The organism is Flavicella sp. IMCC45537 (assembly GCF_057197705.1).
Map to the genome: position 1 here is coordinate 104900 of NZ_CM170067.1, position 19707 is coordinate 124606.

14 protein-coding genes, 2 tRNA genes, 3 rRNA genes and 1 other RNA gene are annotated in these 19707 nt (G+C 36.1%); 14 read left to right on the forward strand and 6 right to left on the reverse strand.

Annotated elements, in window-relative coordinates; genetic code table 11:
• Positions 1-21 precede the first annotated feature (21 nt).
• The 10 genes from AC2DGP_RS00495 to AC2DGP_RS00540 all read left to right on the forward strand — a co-directional run bounded on the left by AC2DGP_RS00495 (position 22) and on the right by AC2DGP_RS00540 (position 11802).
• Positions 22-996 (forward strand): Gfo/Idh/MocA family protein, encoded by a 975-nt coding sequence (locus AC2DGP_RS00495; protein ID WP_484491076.1) that lies wholly within the window; start codon positions 22-24, stop codon positions 994-996.
• Positions 997-1005: 9 nt separating this feature from the next.
• Entirely contained in the window at positions 1006-1515 is a 510-nt protein-coding gene (locus AC2DGP_RS00500) for a GNAT family N-acetyltransferase (protein ID WP_484491077.1), read from the forward strand.
• A gap of 81 nt (positions 1516-1596) precedes the next feature.
• On the forward strand, positions 1597-2526 hold the full coding sequence (locus tag AC2DGP_RS00505) for an alpha/beta hydrolase (protein ID WP_484491078.1): 930 nt from the start codon (positions 1597-1599) through the stop codon (positions 2524-2526).
• 117 nt (positions 2527-2643) lie between these two features.
• Positions 2644-3198, forward strand: a complete 555-nt coding sequence (locus AC2DGP_RS00510) for a hypothetical protein (RefSeq protein ID WP_484491079.1) — start codon at positions 2644-2646, stop codon at positions 3196-3198.
• A gap of 615 nt (positions 3199-3813) precedes the next feature.
• A 16S ribosomal RNA gene (locus AC2DGP_RS00515) occupies positions 3814-5337 on the forward strand.
• Between the two features lie 95 nt (positions 5338-5432).
• Positions 5433-5506: transfer RNA gene (locus AC2DGP_RS00520), tRNA-Ile, on the forward strand.
• Positions 5507-5612: 106 nt separating this feature from the next.
• A tRNA-Ala gene (locus AC2DGP_RS00525) sits at positions 5613-5686 on the forward strand.
• Positions 5687-5973: 287 nt separating this feature from the next.
• Positions 5974-8803: ribosomal RNA gene (locus AC2DGP_RS00530) — 23S ribosomal RNA — on the forward strand.
• A gap of 166 nt (positions 8804-8969) precedes the next feature.
• Positions 8970-9080, forward strand: a 5S ribosomal RNA gene (gene rrf / locus AC2DGP_RS00535).
• The 16S, 23S and 5S rRNA genes sit together here with 2 tRNA genes alongside, the layout of an rRNA operon.
• A 469-nt stretch (positions 9081-9549) precedes the next feature.
• Positions 9550-11802, forward strand: coding sequence for an OmpA family protein (locus AC2DGP_RS00540; RefSeq protein ID WP_484491080.1), 2253 nt, complete (start codon positions 9550-9552; stop codon positions 11800-11802).
• A 202-nt stretch (positions 11803-12004) separates the two neighbouring features.
• Here the strand turns inward: AC2DGP_RS00540 and gldB are convergent, their stop codons facing one another.
• Positions 12005-12967: a gliding motility lipoprotein GldB gene (gene gldB, locus AC2DGP_RS00545; protein ID WP_484491081.1), complete on the reverse strand. Its 963-nt coding sequence runs from the start codon at positions 12965-12967 to the stop codon at positions 12005-12007.
• Positions 12968-13078: 111 nt separating this feature from the next.
• Here gldB and nadE point away from each other — a divergent pair, with 111 nt between their 5' ends.
• Positions 13079-13870, forward strand: a complete 792-nt coding sequence (nadE, locus tag AC2DGP_RS00550) for an NAD(+) synthase (RefSeq protein WP_484491082.1) — start codon at positions 13079-13081, stop codon at positions 13868-13870.
• 64 nt (positions 13871-13934) lie between these two features.
• A complete protein-coding gene (cdaA, locus tag AC2DGP_RS00555) occupies positions 13935-14705 on the forward strand; it encodes a diadenylate cyclase CdaA (RefSeq protein ID WP_484491083.1) in 771 nt (256 codons plus the stop codon).
• Between the two features lies 1 nt (position 14706).
• Here cdaA and AC2DGP_RS00560 read toward each other — a convergent pair whose 3' ends face one another.
• Together AC2DGP_RS00560 and truA are read right to left on the reverse strand one after the other, a co-directional pair.
• The gene (locus AC2DGP_RS00560; protein WP_484491084.1) at positions 14707-16488 is read right to left on the reverse strand and encodes an ABC transporter ATP-binding protein; all 1782 of its coding nucleotides are present in this window, start codon (positions 16486-16488) and stop codon (positions 14707-14709) included.
• Positions 16481-17230 (reverse strand): tRNA pseudouridine(38-40) synthase TruA, encoded by a 750-nt coding sequence (truA, locus tag AC2DGP_RS00565; RefSeq protein ID WP_484491085.1) that lies wholly within the window; start codon positions 17228-17230, stop codon positions 16481-16483. Before truA ends, AC2DGP_RS00560 begins: the two co-directional genes overlap by 8 nt.
• Positions 17231-17415: 185 nt before the next feature.
• Between truA and ffs the strand changes: the two genes are divergently transcribed.
• Both ffs and fsa read left to right on the forward strand, forming a co-directional pair.
• An RNA gene (ffs, locus tag AC2DGP_RS00570) (signal recognition particle sRNA small type) lies at positions 17416-17514 on the forward strand.
• A gap of 142 nt (positions 17515-17656) precedes the next feature.
• Positions 17657-18310: a fructose-6-phosphate aldolase gene (gene fsa / locus AC2DGP_RS00575; protein ID WP_484491086.1), complete on the forward strand. Its 654-nt coding sequence runs from the start codon at positions 17657-17659 to the stop codon at positions 18308-18310.
• A 123-nt stretch (positions 18311-18433) separates the two neighbouring features.
• On the opposite strand, the gene rplT is transcribed toward fsa, so the two are convergent.
• From rplT to infC, 3 genes are all read right to left on the reverse strand, one after another.
• Positions 18434-18778 (reverse strand): 50S ribosomal protein L20, encoded by a 345-nt coding sequence (rplT, locus tag AC2DGP_RS00580; protein WP_152286330.1) that lies wholly within the window; start codon positions 18776-18778, stop codon positions 18434-18436.
• A gap of 93 nt (positions 18779-18871) precedes the next feature.
• Entirely contained in the window at positions 18872-19069 is a 198-nt protein-coding gene (gene rpmI, locus AC2DGP_RS00585; protein WP_249983077.1) for a 50S ribosomal protein L35, read from the reverse strand.
• A gap of 48 nt (positions 19070-19117) precedes the next feature.
• Positions 19118-19672 (reverse strand): translation initiation factor IF-3, encoded by a 555-nt coding sequence (gene infC / locus AC2DGP_RS00590; protein WP_484492473.1) that lies wholly within the window; start codon positions 19670-19672, stop codon positions 19118-19120.
• Positions 19673-19707: the final 35 nt, after the last annotated feature.

Here is a 19707-nt window from a genome sequence, read left to right on the forward strand (position 1 = left end):
GAAAAATTGATTTTTAGAGAAATGAAAAAGTACAATTGGGGAATAATAGGTTGCGGCGATGTAACCGAAAAAAAAAGTGGTCCTGCGTATCAACAAGTAGAGAGCTTCAAAGTACTAGCTGTAATGAGAAGAGATCTTGAGAAGGCAGAGGATTATGCAAAAAGACATAATGTTCCTTTATTTTATTCGGATGCCGATGCGTTGATACAGAACCCAGATATTGATGCCGTATATATTGCTACTCCACCAGATACGCATAAGTTTTATGCCTTAAAAGTTGCAGCAGCAGGTAAACCATGTTGTATTGAAAAGCCAATGGCACCTTCTCATAGTGAATGTGTTGAAATAACCAATACTTTTAAAAGACGCTCTTTACCATTGTTTGTAGCTTATTACAGAAGATCTTTACCTAGGTTCTTGAAAATTAAGGAATGGTTAGATACTGGCGAGATAGGGGAGATTCGTCATATAAACTATAGATATACTCGAACAGCCAGTGAGCTTGATAGGTCTGATGTTTATAATTGGAGAACCGACAAAGCAATTGCCTATGGTGGGTACTTTGACGACTTGGCAAGTCATGCTCTTGATTTGTTTATGTATTTATTAGGAGATATTGTTTCTGTGAATGGTTTGTCAACGAATCAACAAGGGATCTATTCAGCGATGGATTCGGTAGTAGGTTGTTGGAAGCATAGTAATGGAATTACAGGTTCAGGTTCTTGGAATTTTGGCGCAAGTGAGCGGATTGACAAGGTTGAAGTCCTGGGGAGTAGAGGTGTGATTCGTTTTTCTGTTTTTAATGAGGAAGAGATTTTTTTACAAACCAAAGACAAAGAGGAATCTTTGTTTATAGAAAATCCGGATCCTATACAATTGCATCATGTAGAGAATATAGAGAAACAATTAAGGTGTGGAATTAATCATCCATCTTCTGGTAGTACCGCAGAAAAAACCACTTGGGTGATGGAGCAAATCTTGAATAAAGAGTTTTAAAAACATTTAATGATGGTGACAGAGTTTAGAAGGGTTCGGTTGGATGAAATTGGTGCTGTGTGGAATATTTTAAAATCAGCAATAGCCAAAAGGAAGGATGAAGGAAGCTCTCAGTGGCAGGATGGCTACCCGAATTTGAAAGTGATTGAAAATGATGTTTTGAACCAAACAGGGTTTGTGTTGCTAGTTGATAATATAATTGTAGGTTATGTTGCTTTGATGGTAAATAATGAACCCGCGTATGAAAAATTGAAAGGCAACTGGAAGTTTAATGGAGATTATATTGTATTTCATCGTTTAGCAATTTCAAAGGAATATGTGGGTAAAGGTTTTTCTAGTCTTATTTTAGAGGAGGTTGAGTTGTTTGCTTCAAATAAAAACATAAAATGTCTACGTGCTGATACGAATTATGATAATGACACGATGTTGTATCTTTTTGAAAAGTTCAATTATAACTATAGAGGGTTGGTGGAAATGAGAAATAGTCCTAGAAAAGCATTTGAAAAAAATCTAGGGTAATTATTGCTTATTCTTTTGAAGAGACGAGACTCTCTTTTTAGTAAATGTTTATGGGGCTTTTTTAATTTTAATAAAAAAAAGATGGAATTAGATTTGAATATTGATTTTGAATTTGAAAATATTGACATTGAAAATCAAGACGATGGAGTACTTTGCGCGACATTTATTAAGTCAAAAAAGAATAAAAACTCAAACAGGGCTGTTTTATATTTACATGGATATATAGATTATTTTTTTCATCCTCATGTAGCGGAAAAATTTTATGATTTTGGTTTTGATTTTTATGCCTTAGACCTAAGGAGGTATGGTAGGTCCTTACGAAAAGGTAATAGATCAAATTATTGTAGTAGTATAAGCGAGTATTATGAAGAGATTGATATTGCGATAGAAAAAATTAAGGAAAACAGTCAAAATGTTTATTTATTAGGACATTCAACGGGAGGGTTGATAGCAACCTGCTATATGAGTCAAGGTAAAAACAAGAGTTTTATTACAGGATTGGTCTTAAATTCACCATTTTTTGATATGAATCAATCGCGATTACTAACAAGTTGTATGTATAGAGTAGTAAAACTTCTAACATATGTTTCTCCAAAGGGGTATAGTAATAAAGGATTGTCACCAATCTATGCAGAAAGTCTTCATGAAAACTTCAAAGGGGAATGGAATTTTAATTTGGCATGGAAGCCTATCAAAGGATTTCCTGTTTACTTTAAGTGGTTTGTTGCTATTATTGAGGCTCAAAGAAGTCTTGCGGATTCTAGTATTGAAATTCCTATTCTTTTAATGCATTCGGAGAAGTCATTAAAACCTAAAAAACATATTAAGGAGGTTTCTGTTAAGGATACAGTCTTGAATGTAGAAGATATGAAAAGGATCGGTCCGTTGTTGGGACCTAATATAAAGTTCGCGTCTATTGAGAATGGTCTTCATGATTTGTTTTTGTCATCAATAGAGGTAAGGGATAGGGCATTTAACGAAATGTTTACATGGTTTGAGCTATATAAGTAACATAATTTCTATAACTACTGCTTGTTTTTTTTGATTTTTATTTTTAACTTACTGATTGTAAGTGTTTTTTTGTTGTGATCACTTATCTAGGAAAAGTTAAATTAAAAATTGTACGCTATGAGACCAAATGAAAATGTATTGCCGAATATTAGTTTGGCAAAATCGAAAGGAGTTAATTTTATTGATTTAGAAAAATCAGGACGACTCAAGTTGTTTAAAAAGCAAATGAAAAAAATGGGAACTAAAGTGTTTCCAGCAACTTCCAATCAAGATGTGATGAGTCAAGTAGAAGAGTTGTTTCCTAAGGCAATCACAAGGTATTCTAATTTAAGAGGGACTCCTTATTTTAATACAGTTTCTGATAAAGATATCAATGCATTGAATAATGTTGATGTTTTAGTTTTGAATTGTGAAAATTCAAAAACTGGTAAAGCAGGTGTTTGGATACAGGATAATCTAGTTTCAATAAAAGAAGTTTTAAGAAAAAGCCAACATTTGGTTTTGGTTGTTAAAAAATCAGATCTAACCCAGGATTTGGAAAGAGTAGTAAGTAGATTAACACGTTTTTTTCAAAATAGTATATTTCAAGATGAAAATAAATTGAATGAAATCTCTTATGCTACGCTGTCTAAAAAATATAAAAATCTTAAAATTACCACCTTTGTCGTTTAGATATAGATAATACTATTCAGAAAAGCCTCTTTTATATAATAATAGAGGCTTTTCTGTTTTTAGGTTTTCTGTAAATATATTTCTTCAAGTTTCATGTTTGCGTTTTTTTGCGTTTACATGCTGATACTATTTGTTGAATCGGTTATAAGTTCGGGTATTGTTTCTGTTTATATAAAAAAGATTTTGTTTTAAAACGCATGTTTTAAGGCGGGTAGGTTTTGGGAATAAAATAATTTCAAAAAAAGCGATTTTTTTCATTGTTGTAACGATAAAAAGATCTAGTTTTGCATCCGCTAAGGAAAACAGCTATTGTTGTTTTGGAAGGCGAAGAGTTCTTTAAAATGCTGGTAAAATTTAGGATTAAGAGTTTTAAAAAATAAATTAAATTTTATTTTTTTATAACGAAAAAAGGTTTTAGATTTGCAGCCGCTAACACGCCAAGCGTTGTTAGTAAAAAAAGAAACAAACCAGATCTGTGATCTGACGTTCATTGAAAATATTGAAATTGACAGCGTAAAATTAAAGATTAAATTACGTGTTTTTAGTAACACGAATTCTGATTAGAGTAAGCTAGTATTGTATAAAAATAAGTCACTTCGGTGACTAAAAAAAATAACGATGAAGAGTTTGATCCTGGCTCAGGATGAACGCTAGCGGCAGGCTTAACACATGCAAGTCGAGGGGTAACAGGGAGAAGCTTGCTTTTCTGCTGACGACCGGCGCACGGGTGCGTAACGCGTATAGAATCTACCTTGTACAGAGGGATAGCCCAGAGAAATTTGGATTAATACCTCATAGTATAATTGAACGGCATCGTTTAGTTATTAAACATTTATGGGTACAAGATGACTATGCGTCCTATTAGTTAGTTGGTAAGGTAACGGCTTACCAAGACATCGATAGGTAGGGGTCCTGAGAGGGAGATCCCCCACACTGGTACTGAGACACGGACCAGACTCCTACGGGAGGCAGCAGTGAGGAATATTGGACAATGGAGGCAACTCTGATCCAGCCATGCCGCGTGAAGGAAGACTGCCCTATGGGTTGTAAACTTCTTTTATATAGGAAGAAACACTCTTACGTGTAAGAGCTTGACGGTACTATATGAATAAGGACCGGCTAACTCCGTGCCAGCAGCCGCGGTAATACGGAGGGTCCGAGCGTTATCCGGAATCATTGGGTTTAAAGGGTCCGTAGGTGGACTAATAAGTCAGAGGTGAAATCCCATAGCTCAACTATGGAACTGCCTTTGATACTGTTAGTCTTGAGTTACTTGGAAGTAGATAGAATGTGTAGTGTAGCGGTGAAATGCATAGATATTACACAGAATACCGATTGCGAAGGCAGTCTACTACGAGTATACTGACACTGATGGACGAAAGCGTGGGGAGCGAACGGGATTAGATACCCCGGTAGTCCACGCCGTAAACGATGGACACTAGTTGTTGGGATTTATCTCAGTGACTAAGCGAAAGTGATAAGTGTCCCACCTGGGGAGTACGGTCGCAAGATTGAAACTCAAAGGAATTGACGGGGGCCCGCACAAGCGGTGGAGCATGTGGTTTAATTCGATGATACGCGAGGAACCTTACCAGGGCTTAAATGTAGGATGCATTAGGTAGAGATACTTATTTCTTCGGACTTCTTACAAGGTGCTGCATGGTTGTCGTCAGCTCGTGCCGTGAGGTGTCAGGTTAAGTCCTATAACGAGCGCAACCCCTATTTTTAGTTGCTAACAGGTTAAGCTGAGGACTCTAAAGAGACTGCCGGTGCAAACCGTGAGGAAGGTGGGGATGACGTCAAATCATCACGGCCCTTACGTCCTGGGCTACACACGTGCTACAATGGTATGGACAGAGAGCAGCCACCTGGCGACAGGGAGCGAATCTACAAACCATATCACAGTTCGGATCGGAGTCTGCAACTCGACTCCGTGAAGCTGGAATCGCTAGTAATCGCATATCAGCCATGATGCGGTGAATACGTTCCCGGGCCTTGTACACACCGCCCGTCAAGCCATGGAAGCTGGGAGTGCCTGAAGTCGGTCACCGCAAGGAGCCGCCTAGGGTAAAACTGGTAACTAGGGCTAAGTCGTAACAAGGTAGCCGTACCGGAAGGTGCGGCTGGAACACCTCCTTTCTAGAGAAAGAGATGTTAGGTTATGAAAATTAAGAATTGTTTAATTCTTTAATTGCTGTTCAATTTTATATTATATACAAGACTAAAAGAAACAGAGTCTCGTAGCTCAGCTGGTTAGAGCGCTACACTGATAATGTAGAGGTCGGCAGTTCGAGTCTGCCCGAGACTACTTTTTTAAAAAAGAGTTAGGTATATAACATATAGGAAATTTTAGAAGTTGAGTATTCGTTAGAAGTCTAACGACTAACTACCCAATACTAGCTACTAGTAATTTTGGGGGATTAGCTCAGCTGGCTAGAGCGCCTGCCTTGCACGCAGGAGGTCATCGGTTCGACTCCGATATTCTCCACAAAAGTCAATTGACAATTATCAGTTGACAATTAGCAATTTTATAATTGTTATTTGTTATTTGAGAATTGTTTATTGCAAAGAGTTCATTGACATATTGAAATACTGATATCGTATGATATTAGAAGTTATATTTTAGAAAAACTAAAATTAATAACGAGCTATAATACAAATAGAGGCATGCATAGCATGCAAACCGTAGAAGGTATTTAGTTTGGGATAAGTATTAATACTTATTTCCTGCTACTAATTACATGATACAAATAATAGAATAAAAGAGCAAAAAGTACAAAAAGCTAAGTAAGGGCGTATGGCGGATGCCTAGGCTCTCAGAGGCGATGAAGGACGCGATAAGCTGCGATAAGCTTCGGGGATTTGCACATAAGAATTGATCCGAAGATTTCCGAATGGGACAACCCAGCATGTTGAAGACATGTTACTCCGCAAGGAGGGCGAACCCGGTGAACTGAAACATCTAAGTAACCGGAGGAAGAGAAAACAATAGTGATTCCGTTAGTAGTGGCGAGCGAACGCGGATTAGCCCAAACCAATCTTGTTTCGGCAAGTTTGGGGTTGTAGGACCACGACATTTGATGTTAATTGAATCAGAACAAACTGGAAAGTTTGGCCATAGAGGGTGATAGCCCCGTACGGGTAAGATTAATTATTGATAGTGGTATCCTGAGTAGTGCGGGACACGAGTAATCCTGTATGAATCCACCGGGACCATCCGGTAAGGCTAAATACTCCTGAGAGACCGATAGTGAACTAGTACCGTGAGGGAAAGGTGAAAAGAACCCTAAGTAAGGGAGTGAAAGAGATCCTGAAACCGTACGCCTACAAGCGGTCGAAGCACATTTACTGTGTGACGGCGTGCCTTTTGCATAATGAGCCTACGAGTTACTGTTTCTAGCAAGGTTAAGTGATTCAGTCACGCAGCCGTAGCGAAAGCGAGTCTGAATAGGGCGTATAGTTAGTAGTAGTAGACGCGAAACCTGGTGATCTACCCATGGGCAGGTTGAAGCTGTAGTAACATACAGTGGAGGACCGAACCCGTTGACGTTGAAAAGTCTTGGGATGACCTGTGGGTAGGGGTGAAAGGCCAATCAAACCAGGAAATAGCTCGTACTCCCCGAAATGCATTTAGGTGCAGCGTTGTGGTTTAGTTTATTAGAGGTAGAGCTACTGATTGGATGCGGGGGCTTCACCGCCTACCAATTCCTGACAAACTCCGAATGCTAATAAATATACACAGCAGTGAGGGCATGGGTGCTAAGGTCCATGTCCGAGAGGGAAAGAACCCAGACCATCAGCTAAGGTCCCCAAATATATACTAAGTTGAACTAACGAGGTTCGATTGCATAGACAGCTAGGATGTTGGCTTGGAAGCAGCCATTCATTTAAAGAGTGCGTAACAGCTCACTAGTCGAGCGATCGAGCATGGATAATAATCGGGCATAAGTATATTACCGAAGCTATGGATTTATGATTTATCATAAGTGGTAGGGGAGCATTCTAGTTGCGTTGAAGGTGTTCTGTAAGGAATGCTGGAGCGTCTAGAAAAGAAAATGTAGGCATAAGTAACGATAAGGCGGGTGAGAAACCCGCCCACCGAAAGACCAAGGTTTCCTCAGCGATGCTAATCAGCTGAGGGTTAGTCGGGACCTAAGGCGAACCCGAAAGGGGTAGTCGATGGACAACTGGTTAATATTCCAGTACCTGCTCACGTTAAAAGTGACGGATTCGTATAGTTGTTGCGTACTGACAGAATAGTACGTTGAAGGGAGTGGTAACACCCCGATAGTACACTGAGACTTCGGTCAAGGTGATAATACAGCGAAGCGAGTTCCAAGAAAAGCGAGTGAAGCAGCCCGTACCCTAAACCGACACAGGTGGTTGGGAAGAGAATTCTAAGGTGCTCGAGTGATTCATGGCTAAGGAACTAGGCAAAATCGCCCCGTAACTTCGGGAGAAGGGGCGCCCATCTATGATGGGCCGCAGTGAATAGGTCCAGGCGACTGTTTATCAAAAACACAGGGCTCTGCTAAAACGAAAGTTGATGTATAGGGCCTGACACCTGCCCGGTGCTGGAAGGTTAAGTGGAGGAGTTAGCTTCGGCGAAGCTCTCAAATGAAGCCCCAGTAAACGGCGGCCGTAACTATAACGGTCCTAAGGTAGCGAAATTCCTTGTCGGGTAAGTTCCGACCTGCACGAATGGTGCAACGATCTGGACACTGTCTCAGCCATGAGCTCGGTGAAATTGTAGTATCGGTGAAGATGCCGATTACCCGCTACGGGACGAAAAGACCCCGTGAACCTTTACTATAGCTTAGTATTGACTTTGGATAAGTAATGTGTAGGATAGGTGGGAGACATCGATCATGCGTCGCCAGGCGTATGTTAGTCGTCCTTGAAATACCACCCTTTGCTTGTCTAGAGCCTAACCCTGCGAAGGGGACAGTGCTTGGTGGGTAGTTTGACTGGGGTGGTCGCCTCCAAAAGAGTAACGGAGGCTTCTAAAGGTACCCTCAGCACGCTTGGTAACCGTGCGTAGAGTGCAATGGCATAAGGGTGCTTGACTGCGAGACTAACAAGTCGATCAGGTTGGAAACAAGAGCATAGTGATCCGGTGGTTCCGCATGGAAGGGCCATCGCTCAAAGGATAAAAGGTACTCCGGGGATAACAGGCTGATCTCCCCCAAGAGCTCACATCGACGGGGGGGTTTGGCACCTCGATGTCGGCTCGTCACATCCTGGGGCTGGAGAAGGTCCCAAGGGTTGGGCTGTTCGCCCATTAAAGTGGCACGCGAGCTGGGTTCAGAACGTCGTGAGACAGTTCGGTCTCTATCTGTAGCGGGCGTTAGAAATTTGCGTGGATCTGACTCTAGTACGAGAGGACCGAGTTGGACTAACCTCTGGTGTATCTGTTGTTCTGCTAAGGGCATTGCAGAGTAGCTACGTTGGGAAGGGATAAGCGCTGAAAGCATATAAGCGCGAAACCCACCACAAGATGAGATTTCTTTAAAGGGTCGTGGAAGATTACCACGTTGATAGGCTATAGGTGTAAAGGCAGTAATGTCATAGCCAAGTAGTACTAATAACCCATAGGCTTTTGTACAAAGAACTTCCGCTAGGCAACTAGCGGGAGGGAAACTCTTTATACATTCTATTACTCCAAATATTATAGCACTTCTAATTTGAATATTATATTTATGGCATCTGTGATGCATTTCAATATGTTAATTATTAAATACTGGTTTAAGAAATTAGACTAGCAAAGACCTTAAGGTGGTTATTGCGATAGGGCTCACCTCTTCCCATTCCGAACAGAGAAGTTAAACCTATCAGCGCAGATGGTACTGCCTAACCGGTGGGAGAGTATGTCACCGCCTTTTTTTGAAACCTCAATCAGTAAAATGATTGAGGTTTTTTTTTGTGATAAACTTAAAATACTTTTTACTGCATCGATACTATTGAACAATGTATACACGAAAGCTGATATTGAAACAATACAATCCTATAAAAAAATCCCTCTTATTATCTAATAAGAGGGATTTAATGAATTATAAATGACTAAAGCTTAATGTTCTTTTAGGATGATAACTGTAATTTAATTTAAGAGTTAAACAGAATATTAGTTATTTTTATGATTGATGATTAGTTTTAGAACATATTGGATTGAATTATTAATGTGATGACACAATAAAATGTAATGTTAACTGTTATTAATGTATGTTAATAGTATTAGATAATACTGTGATTATCATGAAAAAAAATATCATTTTTTAAGTTTCTTTGAAGAATAATTTTATTTTTGTCAAGATGCTTGTATTTGTGTCAATAATAACTAACCTAATAAATAGAATGTCTGACTTGTTGAAGAAAATTGTAATGTTGTTTTTGTTACTTACAACAACCGTTACTTTTAGTCAAGCTGAAAAAAGCAATAAATTTAAAGAAGATTATAATACATGGTCTGTAGGAGCTGGTTTTAGTATATTAGCCTTACATGGTGATTTACGATCTTTTGATACTAAAAGTGGTGATACCTATGCAAACCTAGGAGGTTATATTTATGTCGATAAGATGTTTAACCCTGTATTGGGTGTTGAAGCAAGGTTAAATGTTTCTCAAATTGCAGGAGAGGTTCAGACCCTTGGTACGTCAGGTGGTTTATCTGAATCAGCATATTATAGAATATTATATGCGGAAGATTATGGTGATAGAGTATTGACGGTTGAAGGAAATAATTTTGGTTTTGAGACAAGTCTTATTGTTGACCTAGATAATCTTTGGAAAAGAAATAGTGAAAAATGGAATTGGGCAGGGTACGTTGGTATTGGTTATCAGAAGTATAATCCTCGTTTGGTAATAAAGGATTTTAATAGAGATGATGAGAACTATGATCCTAATGATCCAGAAGATCCATATCATCCAAATCATGTTGGGGATGATGGGACAATAAATGATACTGATTTTGGTACCAATCAAAATAGAGACTTTAAAACGAATGCTGGTTCTTTGTATTTAAACGCTGCTTTATCTGTTAAATATCGCTTGAATAATAAATTCGACATTGAAGCGAGGGGTGTTTTAAATTTAAATAATGAAGATCATTTAGATGCTGCTATTTCTCAAAAACAAACGTATGAATCTTTCTTTACGGGAAATATTGGTGTTGTATATAAGTTTGGTAAAAAGGAAAAGCATGCTATATGGGTACAAGATAAAGTTGTAGACCCATTTGTTTTGAAGGATTCCGATAATGACGGTGTTGTTGATGAATTGGATATAGAAAAATCAACTCCGAAGAATGCTGAAGTGTATGGAAACGGAGTTGCTATTGATTCCGATAAAGATGGATTAAAGGATTATGAAGATAATTGTCCGTTATTACAAGGGCCAAAGGAAAACAATGGGTGCCCTGTACAAGTGCCTATCGCATATAGTGAGCCAATTGTTGAGGAAGTTGTTGCTGAACCAGTAGTTGAGTTTAATGATGATGAGAAGAATGATATTATGGCTAAAATAAATCTTTTATCTAAGAGTATTTATTTTAAATCTGCTAGTGACCAATTAAAACCAGAATCGTTTGAACCATTGGATGAAATAGCATCGGTTATGACGGATTATCCTGATTCTCGATTTAAAATTGAAGGACATACTGATAACCGAGGAAATGATAATTACAACCTTGAGTTATCGAAAAAGAGATCAAAATCTGTGTTGAAGTATTTGACAAATCAGGGAGTTGATAAAGGTAGATTGTCATCAAGGGGTTATGGAGAGACTAGACCTATAGATACGAACGAATCTGAACAAGGTCGACAAAATAATAGACGTGTAGAAATTAATTTTATAGATCCAGAATCTGAAGAAGGTAAACTTGCCTATCCACAAGGAACGATGATTAGAAAAAGTAGTAGCCAAACAGCTTCTACAAATTATTCAAGTGGTTTTGGTAGTGGTGTGGACTCTGATGGAGATGGTGTTCCTGATATTTACGATAAAGAACCTAATACACCTAAAGAATCAAGAGTTTATGGTGATGGAGTTTCTGTTGATTCTGATATGGATGGTATTCCGGATTATAAAGACTATTGTCCTTTTGCTAAAGGAACAAAGGAGAATAAAGGTTGTCCGATTCAAAATGAGGAAGCAAGTTCTTCAAATGGTTTGAGTACAGAAGTTGCTAGAGGACGTGCGTTGAAAGAAGATAAAATCTCTAATGATGTTATAGGTGATCCGGCTATGGTTGGTAGTGTTGAAAGTGAGTTAAAATCTTTAGCGAGTCAGATTCATTTTTCAAGATCAGAGGGGCATGTGTTAAAACAGCATAATATAAGTATCTTGGATAAAATGGCAATTATATTGAATAAATATAACCAAGCATCTGTTAGAATAGAGGTACATACCAACAATAAGCCAAACTTAAAATATAATTTGGATCTTTCTAAAAGAAGAAGTTTTGCAATAAAAAAACACTTAACCAAAATAAGAGGTATCGATAGTTCTCGATTAGATGTAGTTGGATTAGGTGGAACACAGCCGAAATATGATACAGATATAAAAGAAGAAAACTTTAAGAATAACAGAGTTGAAATATTTGTAGAATAATATTTCTCTAGAAACAAAAAGGCCAATCTAAAGGATTGGCCTTTTTTGTTTTTTATCAGAATGATTGATAAACTTAGAACTACCAAGTTCTAATACTCCAAAATATAAAATTTATGTTCATAGTTTTGATTTAAATCAAAGTTTGTAAAAAAATAAATGATAGCTATATTGTTTTTAAAATAAAAATAACTAGTGGATGACATTATTTAGAAGGTTTGTATTTTGATTTAGAAAGTATATGCTGTGCATCTAATTTTAGTAAGTTTTTTAAGGAAATATTATTATTTTGCACATAGGAGGAAACAATTTTATAGCCAATATAGGTTCCTATTTTTCCAGGAGAATCTTTGTCTGATTCTAAATAAAATTTTGAAAAAGGGGCATTGTCTATAAATCTTTTATTTAAACTTCGATCGGTGCTAAATAGCATGTCGTGAGAAATGAAATATTTCCATATTTCAGCTTCATTTTCTTCTGCCCAATTAAATTTTTCTTTTGTAACCCCCTGAATTAAGTAAAATTCTTTATTCGGTAAAAAAAGATTTTTAAGATAAAGTCTTTTACCAAAGTATACCATTGATTCTAAAAAGCTCCTTTTTCTAATAATGTTGAATTGCTGATCAATTATTTTGTCAGAAATATCTATAGTGATTCTCTCTTTAGAAAAATTTTGGGAGATATAATTAGGAAAAGAATTGTATACTTCTGAATCATTACCAAGATACATATCTAAAGATATAAACATTAAAGTATCTGCGTATATAACGGCATTTTTATAATCAATATTATTTATTAATGTGATTGTTTTCGGGGCCTTAAAATTAGGCTCATAATATTTGACATGTTTGTATAAGTTCAAAATTTCAGTGTTGAGTGTTGTTAGGTTAGAGAAAACACTATCAACGAGCTGGAATAATAATTTTTCTTCAGAATTATTGATTTTTTTTAACCATACACTATCGGGTACCGATTTAGGAAACAGATAGGGGAATTGGTTTTTTAAATCCGTTAGTTTGTTAGGTTCACAGTTGAAAAATTTATGATGGAATGGAACAAAGTCAAATGTTATTTTTGAGTTTGAAATGCGTCTTTCTTGTTCGCTTTTATGATGACAACTAAATAACGATAGTATTATGAGAACAGAGAAAAGATAAGTTTTTAACATCGAATTTTATATAAAGAGATAAAAGAGAAGTAAAACTGCCATTTATAAGGGTTTTCTCTCTATATTATTGTTTACTTTTGTGCTATCAAAAATACTAAAAATAGAAATACTATGAATTCTGAAAAAGTTGCAAATCATATTATTAATTGGTTAAAGGATTACGCAGTAAAAGCGGGAGTTAAAGGTTATGTTGTAGGTGTTTCAGGAGGAATTGATTCGGCGGTAACCTCTACTTTATGTGCCAAAACCGGATTGCCATTAGTATGTGTTGAAATGCCAATTCATCAAGACATCAGTCAGGTAACAAGAGCGGAAGAGCATATAAATAATTTAAAACAAAAATTCACAAATGTGACTAGTGTTAAAACTGATTTGACAGAATCATTTGAAACATTTCAATTGGCGATGCCAGCTTCAGATGATGGTCCATTGAAAGATTTGACTTTAGCGAATACGCGAGCACGTTTACGAATGACTTCGTTGTATTATATAGCAGGAATTAATTCTGCGTTAGTTGCTGGTACAGGTAATAAAGTAGAAGATTTCGGAGTTGGTTTTTATACAAAGTATGGAGATGGAGGAGTTGATGTTAGTCCTATTGCGGATTTAGTGAAATCTGAGGTATTTGCCTTAGGAGCATATTTAGAAGTTCCTGGGGCAATTCAAAATGCAGCTCCAACTGATGGTTTGTTTGGTGATAGTAGAACAGATGAAGATCAATTAGGGGCTTCTTATGACGAGTTAGAACACGCAATGGAACAACGGGAAAACGGAATTAGTTTAGACGAATTAAAAGGAAGAGAGAAAGAGGTATTTGCTATTTATTCTAAGTTAAATAGGAATAATCAACATAAAATGAATCCGATTCCTGTGTGTGAAATAGGAGAGGAGTTAAAGAAGTGATGTCATTGATTCTCTTTTTAAAGGGTGTCGTTTTTAATTACTATTTTTACAAAAAAGCAACTGATTGGATTTTATAGACTTTACTTTTCTAGATTTTTTAGATATTACATTGGTAGGAGTCCTATTGTATTACGTATACAAACTTTTAAAAGGGACTGTAGCGATAAATATATTTATAGGAATCACAATAGTGTTTCTGATTTATAAGGTAACACAGGCCTTAAAAATGGAAATGTTAAGTAGTATTTTGGAAGTTTTAGTTGGTGGTGGTGCTATTGCAATGCTTATAATATTTCATCCAGAATTAAGAAAGTTTTTACTGATGTTGGGCTCTGCGAACATTGGGTCAAAAAGAAGTTTTATAAATCAATTAAAATTTTTAAAAACTGAAATCAGTTCAGAGGTAGATGTGGAGGCAATAGTGGCGGCATGTCGTAAGATGTCGAAATCAAAAACGGGGGCACTCATTGTGATAGAGAGAAATAACAGTTTGGATTTTGTTAAGGAACGAGGTGATTATATGAACGCTGAAATAAATGTTCCTTTGTTAGAGAGTATTTTCTATAAAAATAGTCCACTTCATGATGGTGCAACAATTATCAATGAGAATTTTGTAGTGGCAACAAGAGTTGTTTTGCCTTTATCGGATAAAAGTATTCCAAGTAGGTTTGGATTGCGTCATAGAGCTGCAATCGGGATCACGGAACGAACCGATTGTATCTGTATCGCAGTGTCAGAGGAAACAGGAAAAATATCCTTGATAAAGGATGGTGAATTTGAGCTTTTTGAATCTAAAGAAGAGTTGATTGATAAAATTAAACAACACTTAGATTAGACTAATTGCTCGTGACTTCTTGATTAGAATCACTAAATTGTTTTTCGAATAAATTTCGATAATATCCTTCGCTATTTTTTAGTAATTCCTTGTGGCTCCCGATTTCTACAATGTTACCTTTGTCCATTACAATTATTTTATCAGCTTTCTGAATCGTTGCTAATCTATGGGCAATTATAATAGAAGTTCTGTCCTTTGTAATTTTATCAGTGGCAAATTGAATCATTTTTTCTGAGTGAGAATCAACAGAAGATGTTGCTTCATCAAGAATTAGGACGGATGGATTACTGACATAAGCACGTAAAAAAGAAATCAATTGACGTTGACCAGAGGATAACATATTTCCCCTTTCTTTTACATTAAATTCATAGCCATTTGGTAAACTCTCAATAAAATCATTGATTCCTATTTGTTTGGCAGCCTCAGTTACTTGTGACATAGAAATTTCTTTGTTTTCTAACGTAATATTATTTAGGATTGTATCAGAAAATAAAAAGACATCTTGTAAAACTATGGCAACATGGTCTCTAAGACTTTTAAGTTTGAAATCTTTAATGTTTATAGAATCTATGCAAATAGTACCGGAATCAATTTCGTAAAATCTGTTTAATAAGTTGATAATGGTTGATTTTCCGGCACCGGTAGCCCCTACAATGGCAATGGTTTCTCCTGCCTCTACAGTCATAGAAATTCCTTTAAGAACTTCTTCACCTTTTACATAACTAAATCGAACTTCTTTGAATTCAATTTTACCATCTAGTTTTTCAATTTCAATTTTTCCTTCTTTAGAAACAGACTCTTGCGTATCCATGATTTCAAAAACACGATTACCAGCAACCATTCCCATCTGTAGTGTCGTAAATTTATCAGCAATTTGTCTTAAAGGTCTGTATAGCATTTCTACCATCATGATGAAACCCATGATTTCACCAAGGGTAACACTACCATCTAACGCTAAATTCAAACCACCATACCAAACGAGCAAACCTACCGCAACTGAAGAAAGAATTTCTGCAATTGGGAAAAAGATAGAAAAGTACCAAACTGTTTTTACATGCGCTTTTTTATGGGCTTCATTTATTTCTTTGAATTTGTCGTATTCAATTTTTTCTCGACTGAAAAGTTGAACGATTTGCATTCCTGTGACTCTTTCTTGAACGAATCCGTTAAGATTTGCGACTTGGGTTCTTACTTGTTGAAATGCTACTTTTATAGCAGCCTGAAAAACTTTTGTAGCGTATATAATAATGGGAAGAACCGCAAAAGAAATCAAAGCCAACTGATAGTTTTTATAAAGCATAAAACCGGCGATGACTATCATTTTTAACAAATCACTAATAATCATGAACAAACCTTGACCAAAAAATTGAGCAATCGTTTCTACATCAGAAACCACTCTAGTAACCATTTGTCCAACAGAAGATTTATCAAAATAGGACATTTTAAATTTCAGGACATGTTCAAAAAGTTTTACACGAATGTCCTTGATAATATGTTGTCCAAGCCAGTTTGCAATATAAATAAATGTAAGATGAAGTAATACCTCAGTGATTAAAACCGAAAGTATAATCAAAGCGTAATTTAGCAAGCCTTGTGGATCTTTACCTTTAATATAAGTATCTACAGTTTCAATGATTAAATAAGGCCTAAGCGCTGCAATCAGGGCAAGGGAAATAGCGGTGATACATGAGATCACAAAATGAACCCTATATTTTTTAGCAAAGCCCATAAGACGGTAAAAAATATTGAAATCAAAAACGTTATTTTTTTTGTTTTTATCCATGTTTGATGTCGTGTGGGTAAGTTATTTGAGTAAGTGATAATCCTTGAGCAGGAGCGCTAGTTCCAGCTTTAGATCGATCTTCACTTTCAATAATTTCTTTTATGGCTGCTACTTTAATTTTACCCTGTCCGATAGCAACTAATGTTCCTACGATGGCACGAACCATATTTCTTAAAAATCGATCTGCTGATATATAAAAAACAAGGGATTTTCCATCTTGAATCCATTTCGCATGAGAGATACTACAATTATACGTTTGCACATCTGTTTTTGATTTAGAAAAACACTTGAAATTAGTATAATTCTTTAATATCTCTGCCGCTTCGTTCATTTTTGAAACATCAAGCTCAGATCTGAAAAACTGCCATGTGGTATCTAATAAAAAAGGATCTCTACCCAAATGAATTTTATATTCATAACTGCGTTGTGTAGCGTGGAATCGGGTATGTGCCTCTTCTTTTACTTGGAAAATGTTATGAATAACTATATCATCTGGTAATATAGCGTTTAATTTATAGAGATGTTTGGTGTTTGAGAGTTGTGTTTCACAATCTAAATGCACGAACATTTGCGAGGCATGCACACCTGTATCTGTTCTACCAGCACCCATTACTTGAATTGGGGTTCCAAGTATCGTAGAAAAAGCAAAATTCACTTTTTCTTGCACTGTAATTACATTGGGTTGAATTTGCCAACCATGGTAATTTTTTCCTAAATAAGAAAGCTCAACGAAATACCTCAAGTTTAAATAATTTTGAAAGGCAAATATAAGGATTCCATTCATGAATATAGGGAATTTAGAAGCCTAAGAAATGACGGATTAAAATATTTTATTGTTAAATAACTTTAAATCTGATAGTTGTAAAAAAGCTTGGTTTTTTCTTGAAAAAACGTTGCAGAAAATGAAAATTGAACGTATTTTTGCAGCGGCAAGTCCTACACAACTAGCTCCTTTGGAATCCCCCAGGGTGGGAACACAGCAAGGGTACAAGGTTGTAGCAGTGTGATGTAGGTAGCTTGCCATTTTTTGTGCTCTAAACTTTCTTTTTCTGGAGCTACAGCTATTGAAATATTATGGCCAAATTATCATTAAATTTATCTTTTTATTGCAAATTCTATTTGGATTTATACTAAATTTGATCACAGTATTAATTAATACAGAGTAAATATGAAATTTTTTATAGATACAGCTAATTTAGAACAAATTAAAGAAGCTGAAGCCTTAGGGGTTTTAGATGGAGTTACTACAAATCCATCCTTAATGGCGAAAGAAGGGATTACTGGACAAGAGAATCAATTGCAACATTATTTAGATATTTGTGAAGCAGTTGAAGGAGATGTCTCTGCAGAAGTTATTTCTACGGATTTTGACGGAATGGTAAAAGAAGGTGAAGCATTAGCCGCATTACATCCTCAAATTGTAGTGAAACTACCTATGATTAAGGATGGAGTTAAGGCATGTAAATATTTTTCTTCAAAAGGTATTAGAACGAATGTCACCTTAGTTTTTTCTGCGGGGCAAGCTTTGTTGGCAGCAAAAGCTGGAGCTACTTATGTGTCTCCTTTTATTGGGCGTTTGGATGATATATCAACTGATGGTATGGGGTTGATTGAAGAAATTCGTCATATCTACGACAACTATGGTTTTAAAACGGAAATACTTGCAGCTTCTGTAAGGCATACGATGCACATTATGAATTGTGCAAAAATAGGAGCTGATGTAATGACAGGACCATTAAGTGCCATTGAAGGATTGTTAAAACACCCTTTAACGGATAGTGGATTGGCAAAATTTTTAGAAGATTACGCGAAAGGTAATTAAGCTTGCAAGAGTAAAATAAAGTAAAGGCGTACCAAGTTGCTATTAGTTTGCCTTTATTTGTAAAACTAAAAAACCTCAAACGTTAGTTTGAGGTTTTTCTATATAAGTAAGAGATTAAATAATTTATTTTACTTTATCAACGATAGCCTTAAAAGCTTCTGGGTTGTTCATCGCTAAATCAGCTAAAACCTTACGGTTTAAGTCGATGTTGTTAGCTTTAACTTTTCCCATAAACTGAGAGTAAGACATTCCGTGTTGACGAGCTCCAGCGTTGATACGTTGAATCCACAATGAACGGAAATTTCTTTTGTTATTTTTACGGTCACGGTAAGCATAGCTCATCGCTTTTTCTACCGCATTCTTTGCTACTGTATAAACGTTTTTACGACGTCCGAAGTAACCTTTTGCTGCCTTCAAGATTTTTTTTCTTCTTTTTCTTGAGGCTACTGAATTTACTGATCTTGGCATAATTTCAATGTTTTTTTGTAGTAAGGCGGCAACGAGTTGCTCTTAAATTAGCCCACTCCAAGGTTAATAATAATTACCTATTGACTTAAAAAATTATTTTAAGTTCAATTGTTGTTTAATGTTAGCTTCATCAGATTTGTGTACCAAACCATCATGAGTTAACTTTAATTTACGCTTTTTAGATTTTTTTGTCAAAATGTGACTCTTAAAAGCATGCTTTCTTTTTAATTTTCCAGTTCCAGTTACTTTGAATCTCTTCTTAGCACTAGATTTAGTTTTCATCTTAGGCATATCTCCTTAGTTTTATATATTCTTACTTATATATATTGTTTGATTTGTTTATTTCTTTTTTGGAGCAATAAACATAATCATTCTCTTTCCTTCTAATCTTGGCATTTGTTCTACTTTTCCGTACTCTTCTAATTCTTGAGCAAGTCTTAAAAGTAAAATCTGACCTTGGTCTTTAAAGATGATTGAACGTCCTTTAAAGAATACAAACGTTTTTAATTTAGCTCCCTCTTTAAGGAATTTAATCGCATGTTTCTTTTTGAACTCATAATCATGTTCATCCGTTTGAGGACCAAACCTTATTTCTTTCACAACTACTTTTGTTGCTTTAGATTTAAGTGCTTTTTCTCTCTTTTTTTGTTCGTACAAGAATTTCTTATAATCAATAATTTTACAAACAGGAGGAACTGCTTTTGGTGAAATCTCCACCAAATCTAATTCTTGCTCACGAGCAAGATCTAATGCCTTTCTAATTGGGTAAACACCAACTTCGATGTTTTCACCTACCAAACGTACTTCTTCAACATCTCTAATACGGCTGTTGATTCTGTGTTGGTCTTCGTTTTGAACTCTCCATGGTTTTCTAGGAGATCTGTTTCTACGTATTGCTATAACTTTATAATTTTAGCCTGATTGCTCAG

Bases quoted from the DNA above. Each gene is read 5' to 3' on its own strand.
- AC2DGP_RS00495 (WP_484491076.1), top strand. From the start codon at position 22: ATGAAAAAGTACAATTGGGGAATAATAGGTTGCGGCGATGTAACCGAA.
- AC2DGP_RS00500 (WP_484491077.1), top strand. From the start codon at position 1,006: ATGATGGTGACAGAGTTTAGAAGGGTTCGGTTGGATGAAATTGGTGCT.
- AC2DGP_RS00505 (WP_484491078.1), top strand. From the start codon at position 1,597: ATGGAATTAGATTTGAATATTGATTTTGAATTTGAAAATATTGACATT.
- AC2DGP_RS00510 (WP_484491079.1), top strand. From the start codon at position 2,644: ATGAGACCAAATGAAAATGTATTGCCGAATATTAGTTTGGCAAAATCG.
- AC2DGP_RS00540 (WP_484491080.1), top strand. From the start codon at position 9,550: ATGTCTGACTTGTTGAAGAAAATTGTAATGTTGTTTTTGTTACTTACA.
- gldB (WP_484491081.1), bottom strand. From the start codon at position 12,967: ATGTTAAAAACTTATCTTTTCTCTGTTCTCATAATACTATCGTTATTT.
- nadE (WP_484491082.1), top strand. From the start codon at position 13,079: ATGAATTCTGAAAAAGTTGCAAATCATATTATTAATTGGTTAAAGGAT.
- AC2DGP_RS00560 (WP_484491084.1), bottom strand. From the start codon at position 16,488: ATGGATAAAAACAAAAAAAATAACGTTTTTGATTTCAATATTTTTTAC.
- fsa (WP_484491086.1), top strand. From the start codon at position 17,657: ATGAAATTTTTTATAGATACAGCTAATTTAGAACAAATTAAAGAAGCT.
- rplT (WP_152286330.1), bottom strand. From the start codon at position 18,778: ATGCCAAGATCAGTAAATTCAGTAGCCTCAAGAAAAAGAAGAAAAAAA.
- rpmI (WP_249983077.1), bottom strand. From the start codon at position 19,069: ATGCCTAAGATGAAAACTAAATCTAGTGCTAAGAAGAGATTCAAAGTA.